A 16,387-nucleotide genomic window follows, 5' to 3' on the forward strand; every position below is an offset into this window, starting at 1 on the left:
AATATTTTACCCATATAAATATTATATAACAATTCTAAAGTAAAAAAGCAATTTATCCTTAATTAAGGATAAATTGCTTTGATTAAAATGCTTTAATAAAATATTTTTTAAATTTATTTATTACTTAAGATTAGCTTTTATATACCCCTTTATTTCATCTGCTTCTCCAAATGATAATATAGGTCCAGATAACTTTTGACACTCCTCAAAACTAGAATTTGTAATAGTCTTACGTGCTCTTAATATTGAGGAAGCACTCATACTAAATTCATCTAATCCAAATCCAAGTAGTACAGGGATAAGATTTGTGTCTCCAGCCATTTCACCACACATATTTACTTTTATTCCGGCTTTATGACCATTGTCTATTACAGTTTTTATAAGTCTTAAAACTGCTGGATGATAAAAATCATATAAATATGATATCTTCTCATTCATTCTGTCAACTGCTAATGTATATTGAATTAAATCGTTAGTACCAATGCTGAAGAAGTCTACCTCTTTAGCTAGTACATCTGACATTACTGCAGCAGATGGTATTTCAATCATAATACCTACTTCAAGATTTTCATCAAATACTACGCCCTCTGATTTAAGTTCACTTTTACACTGCTCAAGTAGTTTTTTAGCCATTCTAAGTTCCTGGATATTACATATCATAGGGAACATGACTTTAAGCTTGCCGTACGCAGATGCCCTTACTAATGCTCTTAATTGAGTTATAAATATATCTGTTCTATCAAGGCAAAGTCTAATTGCTCTATAGCCCAAAAATGGATTCATTTCCTCGTCCATTGGTAAGTAATTCAATTTCTTGTCTCCACCAATATCTAAAGTTCTTATAATAACAGGTTTTCCATTCATCTTTTCAAGAACGGATTTATATTCTTCAAACTGTTCTTCTTCTGTTGGAAGAGCATCTTTTGACATATATAAAAACTCTGTTCTAAATAACCCTATACCTTCTGCTCCATTTTTAAGCACAGCTTCTACATCTGCTGTAGATCCTATATTTGCCGCAAGCTCTACTGTTTTTCCATCAGTTGTTGTGGAAGCCATTTGAGCATATTTACCTAACTGATTTTTTAATTCAATGAATTCTATTTGAAGTTTCTTATAATCAGTTAGAGTTTTCTCATCAGGATTAACAATAATTATACCTTCTTCTCCATCAACGATAAGTAAATCTCCATCTTTAATTATTCGAATACCAGTACCTGCACCTACAACAGCAGGTAATTCTAAAGACCTTGCAATAATAGAAGTATGAGCAGTTCTACCTCCTATTTCAGTCACAAATGCTAATATTTTAGCTTTATCTATCTGCGCTGTATCTGATGGTGTAAGGTCTTTTGCTACTAATATACATTCATCTTCAATTTCTGCTATTGAAGCAACTTTTATTCCCATTAATATGTTTAATACTCTTTTGCTTACATCTCTAATATCTGCAGCTCTCTCAGTCATATATTCATTATCCATATTTTCAAATATAGCTGCTGTTTCTGTGGCAACAGTTTGTAGTGAGAATTCAGCATTAAATTTATCATCACTAATTTTCTTTTGAATAGATCCTATAAATTCTGGATCTTCAAGCATACATAAATGTGCTTCAAATATTTCAGCCTTTTCACTTCCTAGCTTTTCTATTACACCTTCGATTACTTTTTTAAGATCAGTAATCGACTGCTCTAACGCATTATTAAACCTAATTAATTCTTTCTCAACATCCAATACCTTGCTTTCTTTTACTTGTGCAACTTCTTCCCTAATAACTAACGCTTTACCTATTGCTATTCCATGTGATACACCTATTGCTTTTAACATTTTTACTCCTCCTATTTAACAAGTCCTTCTTCTATAACCTTTACCATAGCTACTGCAGCTGCTTCTTCATCTACTCCAGTAGTTTTTATTATTAATTCATCATTTTTAATTGCCGCCATACACATTATAGCTACTATACTTTTCGCATTATACTCATTACCATCTTTTACTATAAGAACTTCTGATTTAAATTTAGAAGCCTCCTTAACTACCGTTAATGCTGGTCTTGCATGTATTCCAGTTTCACTTTTTACTATTGCTTTCTTTTCCATCATAATATAAATGCTCCTTTTATTATTATTTTAATTTTATTGTTATTACTTCGCTACTTTTATCAACTGTTCCTAATTTAAAATCTACAGATTCCGTTATTTCGTTTTCTGTAAGAACTAAAACGCTTAAATTAGTTTTAGCTCTAGCTTTTATTAAATCGTTGTCAAAAGTTAGTAATTTATCTCCAGTCTTAACTTGTTGACCTTTTTCTACAAGGGCTTCAAAACCCTCACCCTTCATATCTACTGTATCGATACCTATATGAAGCAATATTTCTATTCCCTCTTTGCTCTTTAAAATCAAGGCATGTTTTGTAGGGAATACTTGAAGAATTTCACCATCAACTGGTGAATACAATATTCCTTCTGTAGATTCAAAGCCTATTCCATCTCCTAACATCTTAGATGAAAAAACTTCATCTGGTATTTCTGATATGTCAAAACATCTTCCTATAACTGGAGATTTTAAAATCATATTTTTATCTTCTTTGTTTTTTTTAAAAAAACCAAACATTTATATCAACCTCTCTTTCTCTAAAATAGATAAAATTGTAATATATCTATTTAAATTTCTTAATGTAATATTTAATTAATTATATAAAAATTAGTTTGTGCATTATTATGTATTTTAAATCCATTAATTATTACATTCATTTTAAAATACAATTAAAATAAAAGACACAAACTAATAAGATGCCGTATTAGCATATTATATGGTTCATGCCTGATCGAATCAGTAACACACCTAATATTATATTATATTTTTTAATTTGCTTGTTTTAATCTATGTATATGCATAGATATATATGAAGCTTCATCATCACAAACTTCTTTTGAAAGTTTTTCAGATATAAATTCACATACCTTTTTAGAAATTCTAAATTCTTCACTCATTTCAATCTTAACAGATTCTAACATCACATTTTTTAGAACCTTATCATTTTCAATTCTATCTAGAGCATATCTTAAGTGAGATACTAACCTAGCATATTCCATGGATTTTTCATTAGCTTTTATTCCAAGTATCTCTTGAACATACTCCATTACTTCCTTAACAATCTTAGTATATTTAAGGCTTTGAGAGACTTCCTCATTCACCCTTGCAGACCGTATATGAAGAGTAATAAAACCGATTTCACTTTCTGGCAATTCTATTTTTAATTTTTCTTTAATAAGCCTTGTTCCTTTTTGAGCTATACTATATTCATCAGGGTATAAAGTTTGTATTTCATTTAGAAATGGATTAACTATATCAATCCCAACTTCAATCCTTTTCATTGCAAAACTAATATGATCCCCAAGCCCAACATGTATATGAGAATTTAACTTTTCACCTAAAATGTCTTCAGCTAGAGAAATAATTTCTTCTGCTACTGCTAATATTTCACCTTCTATATTTTTAACAATCTGCACATAGTTAGCTTTTTCACTATCGTCAATTTTAATAAACTTTTGCTCAATATTACTGTCTTTAGTTATAAACTGACCAGGTTTTTTACCAAACCCTATGCCTTTACCAAAAAGAACATATACATCATTGTCTTTTTCAGAAACAACAACATTACTACTAAGAGATTTTAATACTTTATAATCATTATCCATGTTAAAATTACCTCTTCTATATTCTAAAATAAATTTTGTGATTATTCAAGGTTTTTTTTAATAATTCTTAAAAATTTAATAATACTTTATATTTTATAGCATTTTATCACTAAAAAAAACTTTTTATTACCTTATATAGATTATAACATTTCTAATTCAATTAGTGTAATATATAATAAATTTATTTTAACCTTAAACTTCTTCTCCATTCAGCATTACTATATTATAGATTAAAAAAAAGACAAGCCCCCTAAACATCTGCTGGGAGCTTGTCTAAAATATTAAGCCATAAACATTTTTATATCGTCTTCTACGGTTCCAATTCCAGCTATTCCAAAGTTTTCTACTAATACATTAACAACATTTGGAGATAAGAATGCTGGTAATGTAGGTCCTAAGTGAATATTTTTAACTCCTAGGTGAAGTAATGCTAATAATACTATAACAGCCTTTTGTTCATACCAAGCAATATTGTATGTTATTGGTAATTCATTAATATCAGCAAGGCCAAACACTTCTTGTAGTTTCATTGCTATAACAACTAATGAATATGAATCATTACATTGCCCAGCATCTAAAACTCTAGGGATTCCACCAATATCTCCAAGTTCTAATTTATTATATCTATATTTTGCACAACCTGCAGTTAAAATTACTGTATCTGTTGGTAACTCTTTTGCAAAATCAGTATAGTATTCGCGGCCTTTCATTCTTCCATCACAACCTGCCATTACAAAGAATCTTTTAATTGCTCCTGTTTTAACAGCATCTACAACTTTATCAGCAAGTGCTATTACTTGATTATGAGCAAATCCTCCAACTATTTCTCCTCTTTCAATTTCTGTTGGTGAACTACATTTCTTAGCATGTTCAATTATTGCTGAGAAATCTTTTACTCCACCGTCTTCTCTATCAGCTATATGGTTCATTCCTACAAACCCAGATGCCCCAGTAGTATAAACTCTCTCTTTATAAGAATCTTTTGGAGGAGTAATACAATTTGTTGTCATAAGTATTGGTCCATTAAAACTTTCAAACTCTGAATTTTGTTTCCACCACGCATTTCCATAATTACCTACAAGGTGATCATATTTTTTGAATGCAGGATAGTAGTTGGCAGGCAACATTTCACTATGAGTATATACATCTACTCCAGTGCCTTCTGTTTGTTTTAGTAATTCTTCCATATCCTTTAAATCATGTCCACTAATTAATATTCCTGGATTATTTCTAACACCTATATTCACCTTTGTAATTTCAGGATTTCCGTAAGTAGAAGTATTCGCTCCATCAAGTAATGCCATAGCATCTACTCCATATTTTCCACACTCAAGTACTAATGCAACTAATTGATCAACTGTTAAAGTATCATCAGTAATTTGTGCAAGACCCTTTTGCATATATGAATATAATTCATTGTTTTCATATCCTAAGTTTAATGCGTGGTCAGCATAAGCTGCCATTCCTTTAATTCCGTAAACTACTAGTTCTCTTAATGACCTTACATCTTCATTTTCTGTTTGAAGAACACCTACACTTATAGCTTTACTTTCAAATTCCTCAGGAGTTCCTATCCATGTTGCACATTCTGGTAAATTAGACTCTATTAATCCACCAGCATTTATTAACTCAGTTTTAATTACCGCGCGAAGTTCTAATGCCTTTGTTACAGCTTCTACAAATCTAACTTTATTAAAATTTGCATTTGTTATAGTCATAAACAAACCAGTTACTACAAACTTATTTACCTCTTTATTTTCTACTCCAAGTTCTCTTGCTCTTGTGCTATAAATTGATATTCCTTTTAAAATGTATATTAATAAATCCTGCATATTAGCTACATCATCTGTTTTACCACAAACACCTCTTATAGTACAGCCTGTACCCTTTGAAGCTTCTTGACATTGATAACAAAACATTCCCATTTTAAATTCCTCCTATTATTTTCGGATAGACGCTCATTCATATAATTGTCTTCCATATATTATAAATAAAGTTTTAAACGAACTAAAGTAACAATAAATAATTTAATATGTGTTGCTGAACTATCTTTATTATACTTTTGTATTTATTAGTTGTCGGTAACAATTGTTACCTTAATAATTATTTCATTTATATATTACATATAGATTTTATTCTCAATTAATAGTAACTTAGATATACTTTGATAATATTATATTTATTTCAATATTATGGTATAATAAATATGTATATTTTTTTATGGGTAGATATCATGAACATAAAAATACTAATGATTTATTCTAATCAAGTTTATTTTTGTAATCACTTTCTATTAATGGTAAAAATGGTTTTTAATTTCGACAAAACTTAACATTATCTTAACATTTAATGATATTTATTAAAATATTATAAATTAATTAACATAAACTATAAAAACTTAACACCAACTTAACATTATTGTGATAAAATTTCATTTGAATATTCTTTTTAGAGGAGTGTTATTAATATGGATTATAAAATGATTTTTCAACTTTTAGGTGGTTTAGGTCTATTTGTATACGGAATGAAGCTCATGGGGGATGGTCTCCAGAAGGCTGCAGGAGAAAAGTTAAAAAGAATGCTAGAGATTCTAACTAGCAACAGGTTTTTCGCTGTACTTGTTGGTGCAGGAGTAACTGCAATTATTCAAAGTAGTAGTGCAACAACAGTAATGACTATAGGTTTTGTAAATGCAGGACTTATGAATTTATTCCAAGCTGCAGGGGTTATTATGGGAGCTAATATTGGTACTACAATGACAGCTCAGCTTATAGCCTTTAAACTCACGGATATTGCACCCTTTATTCTTGCAATAGGTGCTGCTCTAGTACTGTTTAGCAAAAAAAAGAAAACTAAAGATATCGGTGAAATTATTTTAGGTTTTGGTATACTATTTGTTGGTATGTCAATGATGGAAGTGTCTATGAGACCTTTAAGTGAATTAGATGCCTTCAAAAATCTAATTTTAGTTTTAGGAAAACATCCATTCATGGGAGTTATTGTTGGTCTTTGCATGACTGCAACAGTTCAAAGTAGTAGTGCGACTATTGGAATATTAATGGCACTTGCATCAAATAGCAGTATATCACTTGCCATTGCACTCCCTATACTTTTCGGAGATAACATTGGAACTTGTGCTACTGCACTGCTCGCAAGTATCGGTACTACTAGGAATGCTAAGAGAGCAGCACTATTACATTTGATCTTTAACTTTACAGGCACAGTAATATTTATGCTAGCATTCAAATTAGTTTTAAAAATTGTTCCAATGTTCGGTGGAGATGTTCAAAGACAAATCGCAAATGCTCACACCTTATTTAATGTAACCAATGTATTCATTCAAGTTTGGTTTATAGGTGCTTTAGTTAAAATTGTTAACAAATTAGTACCTGGTGAGGATGAAAAATCATCTGCTCTAGTACTTGAGTATTTAGATAGAAGACTCCTCGAAACCCCATCTATCGCAGTTGGACAAGTTATTAAGGAAGTTACTAGAATGGGTAAATTATCATCTGATAATCTTTCTAACGCAATGAATGCTTTCCTTAATTGCGATGAAAAAATGATTAGTTCTGTGGTTGAACATGAAGTTACAATAAATTATCTTGAAAGAGAAATAACTAGCTATATGGTTTCACTTTCAAACACTCCCCTATCAGAACATCAATCTGAGATTATTACCTCATTATATAATGTAGTAAATGATATCGAGAGAATTGGAGATCATGCTGACAACTTAGGTGAACTTGCAAAATCCAGGATAGATAACAAAATCGTTTTTTCAGAAAAAGCTATGACTGATGTTACATATATGTTTGAGACTGTAAAATACTGTGTAGATAATGCAATAACGGCTTTAGATAACTCCGACATAGAAGCTGCACGCAAAGCTATGGAAGTAGAAAATAAAATTGATGATATGGAAAAACAACTAAAAAAAGAACATATACTTCGATTAAGCCAGCTTGAATGTACCCCAGCTGGAAGTTCTGTTTATTTAGAGTTACTAACAAATCTTGAAAGAGTTGGCGACCATTCAAATAATATTGCACAAATGGTCGTTAATTCTAAAGAAAACTAATAATAATCTAATGACCCATAGTATTTGTAGTATATTAACAAATACTATGGGTCATTAGATGTAAATCTTACATAATTTAAATAAATATACAATCAAATTTTACTATAAGAGGAGTATTTTTAATATGGATTATAAAATGATTTTTGGACTTTTAGGTGGTTTAGGCCTATTTGTCTACGGAATGAAGCTTATGGGAGATGGTCTCCAAAAGGCTGCAGGTGAAAAGCTAAAAAGATTGTTAGAGGTTTTAACTAGTAATAGATTTTTAGCCGTGATTGTAGGCGCAGGAGTTACCGCTATTATACAAAGTAGTAGTGCAACCACTGTAATGACAATAGGATTTGTTAATGCTGGGCTTATGAATCTATTTCAGGCCGCAGGTGTTATTATGGGAGCAAATATTGGTACCACAATGACAGCTCAACTTATAGCTTTTAAACTATCAGATATTGCCCCTCTCATTCTTGCCTTAGGTGCTGGACTTGTTATGTTCAGTAAAAAAAAGAAAACTAAAGACATTGGTGAGATTGTTTTAGGGTTTGGAATATTATTTGTTGGTATGTCAATGATGGAGAATTCTATGAAACCTCTTAGAGAGCTAGAAGCATTTAAAAATCTAATTTTAGCTTTAGGAGCTCACCCATTAATGGGAGTTTTCGTTGGTCTTGGAATGACAGCTACTCTTCAAAGCAGTAGCGCAACCATTGGAATTTTAATGGCACTTGCTTCAAATAATGGCATCTCCTTAGCTGTTGCTCTACCAATACTCTATGGTGATAATATAGGTACTTGCGTTACAGCACTTCTTGCGAGTATAGGTACTACAAGAAATGCTAAGAGAGCAGCACTACTACATTTAATATTTAACTTAACTGGAACAATACTGTTTATGCTTGCTTTCGGAGTTGTTATAAGAATAGTTCCATTGTTTGGTGGAAATACCCAAAGACAAATTGCTAATGCACACACACTTTTTAACATATCTAATGTGTTCATTCAAATTTGGTTTATAGGTCTTTTAGTTAAAGTTGTTAATAAATTAGTACCTGGAGAAGATGAAAAATCATCTATCCTTGCATTACAGTATTTAGATAAAAGGCTCCTAGAGACTCCATCTATTGCTGTTGGACAACTTATCAAAGAAGTTACTCGAATGGGAAGATTATCATCGTTAAATCTTTCTAATTCGATGGAAGCTTTCCTGAACTGTGATGAAAAAATGATGAAATCGGTTATTGATAATGAGGTAACTATAAATTATCTAGATAGAGAAATAACAAGTTATATGGTATCACTTTCAAATACACCTTTATCAGAATATCAATCAGAGATTATTACTTCATTATTTAATGTAGTAAATGATATAGAAAGAATTGGCGATCACGCTGACAACTTAGGCGAGCTTGCGAAAACTAAAATGGATAATAAAATAGTTTTTTCAGAAAAAGCAATATCAGACGTTAAATATATGTTTGAAACTGTAATATTCTGTATGAATAATGCTATTTCTGCTTTAGAAAATTCAGACATAGAATCAGCTCACAAAGCTATGGATGTTGAAAACAAAATAGATGATATGGAGAAAAACCTTAAAAAGGAACATATTACTAGATTAAGTGGACTTGAATGCAATCCAATGGGTAGCTCTGTATATCTTGAACTATTAACTAATCTGGAAAGAGTTGGAGATCACTCTAATAATGTAGCACAAATGGTTGTTAATTCCAATTAATCCTAGTATAGTCGTTTATACATTATTCTTTATCTATTGACAATATCCAACACATTGCTTATAATACACATAAGGTTTTTAACTTTTAAGGAGGAAAAATTATGATATTTTCAAGTTGGTTCGAGAAACGAAAAAAAGAGTTACAAAGGCAATCAAAAATTAAAACTGCGAAAAAAGTAATTTTTAGTACAGCGGTTGGAAGTCTTGGTGGTTTAGTAGGTGGTTTGCTTTTTTCACCTAAATCTGGTAAAGAAAACAGAAAAGATATTGTTGACTCTTCAAAAGATATAACAAACAATATTAAAGAAAAAACAGTAGAACTTAAAGAAAACATTAATAATACAGTTAATAATGCTAAAGATAATCTAACAGATGCTAAAGTAAAAATTTCTGAATATTTAAATGAAAAAAAGCCTTTAAAAGTTTTTAAGTCATTAGAAAATTCTGAAACAGATGTAATTATTGAAACAAAAGATATTTCAACTGATGAGGAATCAGTTGAGAAAAAGAGTAAAAAATAACTAAAATCTAATAAAGAATAGTGGTGCTGTTAATGTATGTGGACATATTAAAATTAGGACAAGGTATACTAATTATTCTTGGGATAACACTTTTAATTGTACTGATAATTGGGTTAATTAAACTAATTAAAACCATATCAAGTGTCAATTTAATTATTAGAAAAAACGAAGAAAACATTGATGAGATATTGTCTATATTACCGAAAACATTTAAGAATTGGTTTGAAATAACTGATAATGTAAAAGATGTTACTGAAGTAATAGTTAAGACAACCGCTACTGCACTTGGATCCACGGAATCTTTTCAAAGATATTTAGTATATATAGTAGATATTTTAACTATTATAAAAAACATATTTTCAAAAAAAAGGTAGGATATTAATTCCTGCCTTTTTTTCGTTCAATATTACCTTTATTTGTTTGAAATCTTCTTAAGTCTCTCCTTAATTTTTTTCTCATATCCATTATCACATGCTTTATAATATGATGTTTGTATTAATTCATCAGGCAAATATTGCTGCTTCACGTAATTTCCTTCATAGTCGTGAGGGTACAAATAACCTTCTCCAGCCCCTAGTTTCTTAGCACCGCTATAGTGTTGGTCTCGTAAATGCGGGGGCACGCTACCTATATCTTTCTTCTCAATATCACTAAGTGCCTTGTTTATAGCCAAATATGAAGCATTGCTTTTAGGAGCTGTTGCTACATAAATTGCAGCTTGAGCTAGAATAATTCTTGCTTCTGGCATTCCTACAAAACGTACTGACTGCGCAGCATTATTTGCTACTACCATAGCAATAGGGTCTGCATTACCTACATCTTCAGATGCTGCTATAACAATTCTCCTAGCAATAAAATTAGGATCTTCCCCAGCATATATCATTCTAGCAAGGTAATGTACTGTAGCGTCAGGGTCAGAACCCCTCATACTTTTAATAAAGGCAGAAATAACATCATAATGTTCATCTCTATTTTTATCATATTTTATATGTTTTTTTTGCAGACATTCTTCTGCTACTGCTAGCGTTATATTTATAATACCGTGTGCATCTCTATCTGTAGTTAATACCGATAACTCCACTGCATTAAGTGCACGCCTTGCATCTCCATTTGCCATATTGGCAACATAATTAATGGCTTCATCATTCATACAAATATCGGTATTTCCAAAACCCACTTCTTTGTCTGTAAGCGCCCTCTTAATAATGCGTGCAATATGTGCTTCCTTTAATGGTTCCAATTTAAAGAGCATAGATCTAGATATTAATGCATTATTAACTTCAAAATATGGATTTTCTGTGGTTGCCCCAATTAAAGTTATTGTTCCCTTTTCAACAAAAGGTAATAGTGCATCCTGTTGAGCTTTGTTAAATCTGTGAATTTCATCTATAAATAATATTGTTTTAGTATTATACATACCTAAATTATTTTTAGCAGATGCCACAACTTCACGTAATTCCTTAAGACCATCTGTTACAGCATTAAGTCTAACAAAATTAGATTTCGTCGAATTTGCAATTACTTTAGCCAAACTAGTTTTACCTGTTCCTGGTGGGCCATAAAGTAATAATGAAGTTATCTTATCTGCCCTAATTGCTCGCTCTAGGAGCTTTCCCTTACCTAAAATATGCTCTTGTCCTATATAATCTTCTAATTTCCCAGGCTTTAGTCTTTCAGCAAGTGGTGCATCTTTTAATAAGTTCTTTTGCGCTTGTAATTCAAATATATCCATATAATCACCCTTAAATCTTTTATTTTCTTTATACTATTATATATTAATTATTACTTTTCTTCAATGCTATGATTCTCAAAATGAATTATAATTAACTAGTTCATTCATTTTTCATTGCATTCTAATTATATTTCTGATAAAATAACAACAGTAAATATTTCTGTATTTTTTCTAATATTATTGAATCTTTTTAAAATGCTCGTAACATAATTTTAAAGTTATGTGATTAATATGTTTAAATCAAGAAAAAAGGGAGTCAACTATGAAAAAATTTAACTTATCAACTAAAATTCTGCTCGCAATGTTTATAGGAATGATTATTGGATTACTTTTTAATAACGAAATTAGTATTTTACCTCAAAGTTTGTACAAGCCCATTGAAACTTATGCATTAGCTCCGCTCGGAACTATGTTTATAAATGCAATAAAAATGCTTGTAGTTCCAATGGTTTTTGTTTCCTTAGTAAATGGTGTTGCTCAAATGGGTGATATAAAAAAATTAGGACGTGTAGGCGGAAAGACTATTGCTTTATATCTTCTAACAACAGCTCTTGCTATTACCATTGGTATTTCTCTAGCTCTCCTAATAAACCCAGGTGCTAATAGTAAATTAGTTACAGGTAATCTTTCATTTGAGGCAGCGAAATCTGTTCCAGTAATGGACATGATTATAGATATGATTCCTACTAACCCAATTAAAGCAATGGTAGATGGAAATATGCTTCAAGTTATCGTATTTAGCTTGCTTCTTGGCGTTGCAATAATTAGTATTGATAAAGAAAAATCGAAGACAATACTAAATCTATTTGATGCACTCAATGATGCTATAATAAAAATAATTGATTACATTATGATGTGTGCGCCTATCGGAGTATTTTGCTTAATAACTAAGGTACTTGCGACTCTCGGCCTAAGTTCACTTGTTAATTTAGGTCTTTACATGATGACCATATTATTAGCCTTAGGTGTTCATTTGATATTTGTTTATACACTATTCTTATATGGTTTTACAAAGTTAAATCCAATCACATTTTTCAAGAAGTTTTGGCCAGTAATGTCTATAGCTTTTAGTACTTCAAGCTCTAATGCCACTCTACCAGTTACCATGGAAGTAGTAGAAAAAAACTTTGGTGTTAAAAAAAGCATTTTAGGTTTTACCTTACCACTGGGTGCAACAATAAATATGGATGGAACAGCAATCATGCAAGGAGTTGCAACAATTTTTATTGCTCAACTATTTAATACTAATTTAACATTTACTCAAATTTTAACTGTAATATTCACAGCTACCTTAGCCTCAGTTGGTACTGCTGGAGTTCCAGGAGTTGGTATGATTACCCTTGCCATGGTACTTGAATCAGTAGGTCTTCCAATTGAAGGTATAGCTCTTATTATTGGAGTAGATAGAATACTTGATATGTGTCGTACCGTTGTTAATACAGCTGGTGATGCAGTAGTAACAATGATTGTGGCAAAAGGTGAAAACGAGATAAACACTGATATATTCTACAGTAAAGAAACTTTTTACATAAAAGATGCTACCATAACTGAAGAATCTTAAATATCATAATAAAATATGATAAAATTTGAATAAGGGAATGTAGTTAACTTGTATAAACAAATTAACTGCACTCCCTTATTTTATTTGAATTTGAATTCTAATTTAATAAAATTATTAACTCAAAGATTTCTTCTTTAATTTTTCTGTCATATCATGTAATTTAACTATTCCTTCTGCTCTTAATCTCTTATTCTCATCTTCAATAGACTTAGTTTCTTCAATTCCCTGCATAATTGTATTCCAGGTTTTTTCAAGAGTTTCAATTTTCACACTTGTTCCTCCGGCGAGTTTTGCAATATCTACACTTTGACTTCTTATATTTTCAGCATTTTTCATTAACAATTCATTAGTGGTCCTGTCAAGTTCTGCTAAAGAATCAGATACTAACTTTTGCTTTTTTAAAGCAATAGCTTGAATTATTCCATTTTTAAATACTGGTATAGTTATTATAAAAGCAGAATGAACTTTAGATATCAATTTATAATTTCCTCTTTGAATCATTTTAATTTGAGGAGCTGTTTGTAATGACACCATCTTAGCCATTTCCAAATCATAAATCCTTTGTTTTAACATTTCAACAGCTGCTTTAGCATTCTCTAAATTTATTGCATTTATTTGTTCACCATTCGACGCTAAAACCTCAAGTTTAGGCATTTCATCCTTCTCATATTTTTCTGCAACCATATTACCTGCAGTAATGTATTTTTCTAATTCAGCGTAATACTCAAAATTTTGGTTATATAAATTCTCAAGTAATAAGTTAGTACTATTTATCTCTGCCTTATATCCACTCAGACTTGTATAGACCTTATCTATCTCTCCTCCAATTGTTTTATACTTTCCTAGCATTTTATCAATTGCCTTAGCTGGTTTACTAAACATCTTTGCAAGGAATCCCTTTTTTTCTTCCTCAAAATCTTGTTTATCGAATTTTTTCATTATACTAGTAAGTTCCTTTATCATAACACCTGAATTTTCAACACTACTAGTTTTAATAGAATTTAATATCTGATCTGCAAATTTTGATATTTGCTGAGCTGGTTCATTTCCAAATTCCAATATTGCATTTGCATCCTTAATATTTATATTAGAGGCAATTTGAATTACTTGAGGTGAAACTTTAAGCTGATTACTTATGCTTATCGCCTTTTGCTCAATATTTTTTTCTTCAATGTTCTGATCTTCAATTTTAAGTATTTGATTGTTATTTTCCATGTTTTCCACTCCTCTTATATGTTTATTAATTTTTATAATTTAACTCTTAAATAGATTTTCGAAGAAACCTTTTTTTCTCTCCACATATTTTTTAAAATGGAGTTTAAAGCTGATATTTTCGAGTCTATGAATGTCGTATTGCTCTGGATATATATAATTCTCTATGTCATTATATCCTGAAGGGTTATATATAACTATATCTATACCCATATTATTCATAAATGTTAACATTATGCAATCTTCAAAAGATAAGTTTCCATTTTCTTCATTATTATATATTACAATTTTAGGAACTTCTTCCGGATAATCATATACTTGAAGTAATTCAAGCATCGCCCTATCTAAATTTATTAGCACTGAGAAAATATCCACTTGCAAATCTCTTAAATCTTCTTTTTCAACATTTATAATTATAGGATTGAGGCATAAGTCTTTAATTTTATTTGCCATATTTTTTTGAAGGCCAGTTCTAAGCTCTTTGTATTTCCACCAAGATGAATTAATCATTTCATCTACATCAAATTCTGAAAAAACATCGCTAGGATATATTTGATTAAACTTTCCATATTCTAGATGAGCAACCTTCATTATAGGTAATTCGTTGTAAAATTTAGTGAATTTTTGGGTTATAACATTGTTAATTTCCTTAAAATAATTATCGATTTTCTCATGAGTACCACATATTTTAGAGAACATATTAGGAACGACTACCGTTGACCCTTTAACATTAAATCCTTCTCTTACAGACGCTTTTTCCTTAATCCATACATATATTTCCTCATATGTGGTATTAAGAGTGATTGCATCTAGGTTATAATCTGCAAACTGCCAAGGTCTATAGAAGCCTGAATCATCTGTATACAAAGTATTATTAAGTTCTTGTCTCGCATTATATGCAGTAGTCCTAATTCTATCCTCAGCGTTAATTGGAAAAGGTTTTATTTCAATATTGTAATTATAAACAATCTCCTTAGAAAAAACATTATATTTATCAATTTCAAGAAAACTCCCTGAATCCTTTGGATTAAAATATAATATGTCACAACCCAGTGTTGATAATAATATCAAATAAAAAACTTCTGCTCTTGTTATTTCTCCATAAAACAGAACTTTAGGATTAACATTCATATAATCAAATTTATCAAATAATTTATCAGAATATATGTTTATCCAATGAATTATATAATTTATAATCACTTTAATATTATTATTATCCAAGTTTTCATTGCTTTTCAAATAATATTCTATTAATCCTTTAAGGTTATTTTTAATTTGCTGCGATAAAACTTTGTTTGATAAATTCGGGAAAAGACCATTGTCATTTATTAAATTTATAATTAAGGTGACATCTAAAGGTTGCGTTTTTAATACCTTTTCCCAAATGCCATTCAAAATATTTTGAAGTCTTATGCTAATGTCTTTATCTAATCCTTCACTAACTCTAATGTAACATGGCCCCATCTTCTTTAATTCTTTGTCCATACTATATAGGTTTTCATAATAATCTTTCTCATTATTTTTTATCCCTATGAATCTATAAAAATATTTTGGTATAGTTATAATATTAGAGTTATATTGAAATTTACTTCTCTTACAAATTTCTGTTTTCAAACTACTTATGATGTCTTCATCAATGTCTAAATTCACGCTATTAATTTCTAAATTATTTAAGCTATCCTTCTCCATATTCACCTAACCTTTTCAATTGTATTTTATCGTAAATATAGTTTATTTATCCATAATAAGTATAACATAATAATCCTATACTTTTCATTGCAATATATTGAAAAATAAACATTTTTTATAGAAATTTATTGTTAAAATAATCTTATTATTTAAAAATG

At 30.0% G+C, this 16,387-nt stretch carries 13 protein-coding genes; 5 read left to right on the top strand and 8 right to left on the bottom strand.

The window, feature by feature from the left end; translation table 11 throughout:
- Positions 1 to 120: 120 nt before the first annotated feature.
- From ptsP to hcp, 5 genes are all read right to left on the bottom strand, one after another.
- Entirely contained in the window at positions 121 to 1,827 is a 1,707-nt protein-coding gene (gene ptsP / locus KPL55_RS10070; RefSeq protein WP_216306581.1) for a phosphoenolpyruvate--protein phosphotransferase, read from the bottom strand.
- 11 nt (positions 1,828 to 1,838) lie between these two features.
- Positions 1,839 to 2,102: an HPr family phosphocarrier protein gene (locus KPL55_RS10075; RefSeq protein ID WP_216306582.1), complete on the bottom strand. Its 264-nt coding sequence runs from the start codon at positions 2,100 to 2,102 to the stop codon at positions 1,839 to 1,841.
- Positions 2,103 to 2,124: 22 nt separating this feature from the next.
- Positions 2,125 to 2,613, bottom strand: a complete 489-nt coding sequence (locus tag KPL55_RS10080) for a PTS sugar transporter subunit IIA (RefSeq protein WP_216306583.1) — start codon at positions 2,611 to 2,613, stop codon at positions 2,125 to 2,127.
- A gap of 251 nt (positions 2,614 to 2,864) precedes the next feature.
- Positions 2,865 to 3,701, bottom strand: coding sequence for a PRD domain-containing protein (locus KPL55_RS10085; protein WP_216306584.1), 837 nt, complete (start codon positions 3,699 to 3,701; stop codon positions 2,865 to 2,867).
- A 281-nt stretch (positions 3,702 to 3,982) separates the two neighbouring features.
- A complete protein-coding gene (gene hcp, locus KPL55_RS10090; RefSeq protein ID WP_216306585.1) occupies positions 3,983 to 5,626 on the bottom strand; it encodes a hydroxylamine reductase in 1,644 nt (547 codons plus the stop codon).
- Between the two features lie 542 nt (positions 5,627 to 6,168).
- Between hcp and KPL55_RS10095 the strand changes: the two genes are divergently transcribed.
- The 4 genes from KPL55_RS10095 to KPL55_RS10110 all read left to right on the top strand — a co-directional run bounded on the left by KPL55_RS10095 (position 6,169) and on the right by KPL55_RS10110 (position 10,409).
- On the top strand, positions 6,169 to 7,782 hold the full coding sequence (locus KPL55_RS10095; RefSeq protein WP_216306586.1) for a Na/Pi cotransporter family protein: 1,614 nt from the start codon (positions 6,169 to 6,171) through the stop codon (positions 7,780 to 7,782).
- 124 nt (positions 7,783 to 7,906) lie between these two features.
- Positions 7,907 to 9,514, top strand: coding sequence for a Na/Pi cotransporter family protein (locus tag KPL55_RS10100; protein ID WP_216306587.1), 1,608 nt, complete (start codon positions 7,907 to 7,909; stop codon positions 9,512 to 9,514).
- 101 nt (positions 9,515 to 9,615) lie between these two features.
- Complete coding sequence (locus KPL55_RS10105; protein WP_216306588.1) at positions 9,616 to 10,035, top strand: YtxH domain-containing protein; 420 nt, start codon at positions 9,616 to 9,618, stop codon at positions 10,033 to 10,035.
- Between the two features lie 38 nt (positions 10,036 to 10,073).
- The gene (locus KPL55_RS10110; protein WP_216306589.1) at positions 10,074 to 10,409 is read left to right on the top strand and encodes a hypothetical protein; all 336 of its coding nucleotides are present in this window, start codon (positions 10,074 to 10,076) and stop codon (positions 10,407 to 10,409) included.
- Between the two features lie 38 nt (positions 10,410 to 10,447).
- On the opposite strand, the gene KPL55_RS10115 is transcribed toward KPL55_RS10110, so the two are convergent.
- Entirely contained in the window at positions 10,448 to 11,767 is a 1,320-nt protein-coding gene (locus tag KPL55_RS10115; RefSeq protein WP_216306590.1) for a replication-associated recombination protein A, read from the bottom strand.
- Between the two features lie 262 nt (positions 11,768 to 12,029).
- On the opposite strand from KPL55_RS10115, the gene KPL55_RS10120 reads away from it, so the two are divergent.
- Positions 12,030 to 13,328: a dicarboxylate/amino acid:cation symporter gene (locus KPL55_RS10120; RefSeq protein ID WP_216306591.1), complete on the top strand. Its 1,299-nt coding sequence runs from the start codon at positions 12,030 to 12,032 to the stop codon at positions 13,326 to 13,328.
- Positions 13,329 to 13,442: 114 nt separating this feature from the next.
- Here KPL55_RS10120 and KPL55_RS10125 read toward each other — a convergent pair whose 3' ends face one another.
- The gene (locus KPL55_RS10125) at positions 13,443 to 14,543 is read right to left on the bottom strand and encodes a toxic anion resistance protein (protein WP_216306592.1); all 1,101 of its coding nucleotides are present in this window, start codon (positions 14,541 to 14,543) and stop codon (positions 13,443 to 13,445) included.
- A gap of 39 nt (positions 14,544 to 14,582) precedes the next feature.
- A complete protein-coding gene (locus KPL55_RS10130; RefSeq protein ID WP_216306593.1) occupies positions 14,583 to 16,229 on the bottom strand; it encodes a YceG family protein in 1,647 nt (548 codons plus the stop codon).
- Positions 16,230 to 16,387 lie beyond the last annotated feature (158 nt).

The sequence above is a fragment of the Clostridium lacusfryxellense genome (genome assembly GCF_018861735.1).
Classification (GTDB): domain Bacteria; phylum Bacillota; class Clostridia; order Clostridiales; family Clostridiaceae; genus Clostridium_AD; species Clostridium_AD lacusfryxellense.

What these genes read in the sequence shown, in the direction of transcription:
- ptsP (WP_216306581.1), bottom strand. Translation starts at nt 1,827, where the DNA reads ATGTTAAAAGCAATAGGTGTATCACATGGAATAGCAATAGGTAAAGCG.
- KPL55_RS10075 (WP_216306582.1), bottom strand. Translation starts at nt 2,102, where the DNA reads ATGATGGAAAAGAAAGCAATAGTAAAAAGTGAAACTGGAATACATGCA.
- KPL55_RS10080 (WP_216306583.1), bottom strand. Translation starts at nt 2,613, where the DNA reads ATGTTTGGTTTTTTTAAAAAAAACAAAGAAGATAAAAATATGATTTTA.
- KPL55_RS10085 (WP_216306584.1), bottom strand. Translation starts at nt 3,701, where the DNA reads ATGGATAATGATTATAAAGTATTAAAATCTCTTAGTAGTAATGTTGTT.
- hcp (WP_216306585.1), bottom strand. Translation starts at nt 5,626, where the DNA reads ATGGGAATGTTTTGTTATCAATGTCAAGAAGCTTCAAAGGGTACAGGC.
- KPL55_RS10095 (WP_216306586.1), top strand. Translation starts at nt 6,169, where the DNA reads ATGGATTATAAAATGATTTTTCAACTTTTAGGTGGTTTAGGTCTATTT.
- KPL55_RS10100 (WP_216306587.1), top strand. Translation starts at nt 7,907, where the DNA reads ATGGATTATAAAATGATTTTTGGACTTTTAGGTGGTTTAGGCCTATTT.
- KPL55_RS10105 (WP_216306588.1), top strand. Translation starts at nt 9,616, where the DNA reads ATGATATTTTCAAGTTGGTTCGAGAAACGAAAAAAAGAGTTACAAAGG.
- KPL55_RS10115 (WP_216306590.1), bottom strand. Translation starts at nt 11,767, where the DNA reads ATGGATATATTTGAATTACAAGCGCAAAAGAACTTATTAAAAGATGCA.
- KPL55_RS10120 (WP_216306591.1), top strand. Translation starts at nt 12,030, where the DNA reads ATGAAAAAATTTAACTTATCAACTAAAATTCTGCTCGCAATGTTTATA.
- KPL55_RS10125 (WP_216306592.1), bottom strand. Translation starts at nt 14,543, where the DNA reads ATGGAAAATAACAATCAAATACTTAAAATTGAAGATCAGAACATTGAA.
- KPL55_RS10130 (WP_216306593.1), bottom strand. Translation starts at nt 16,229, where the DNA reads ATGGAGAAGGATAGCTTAAATAATTTAGAAATTAATAGCGTGAATTTA.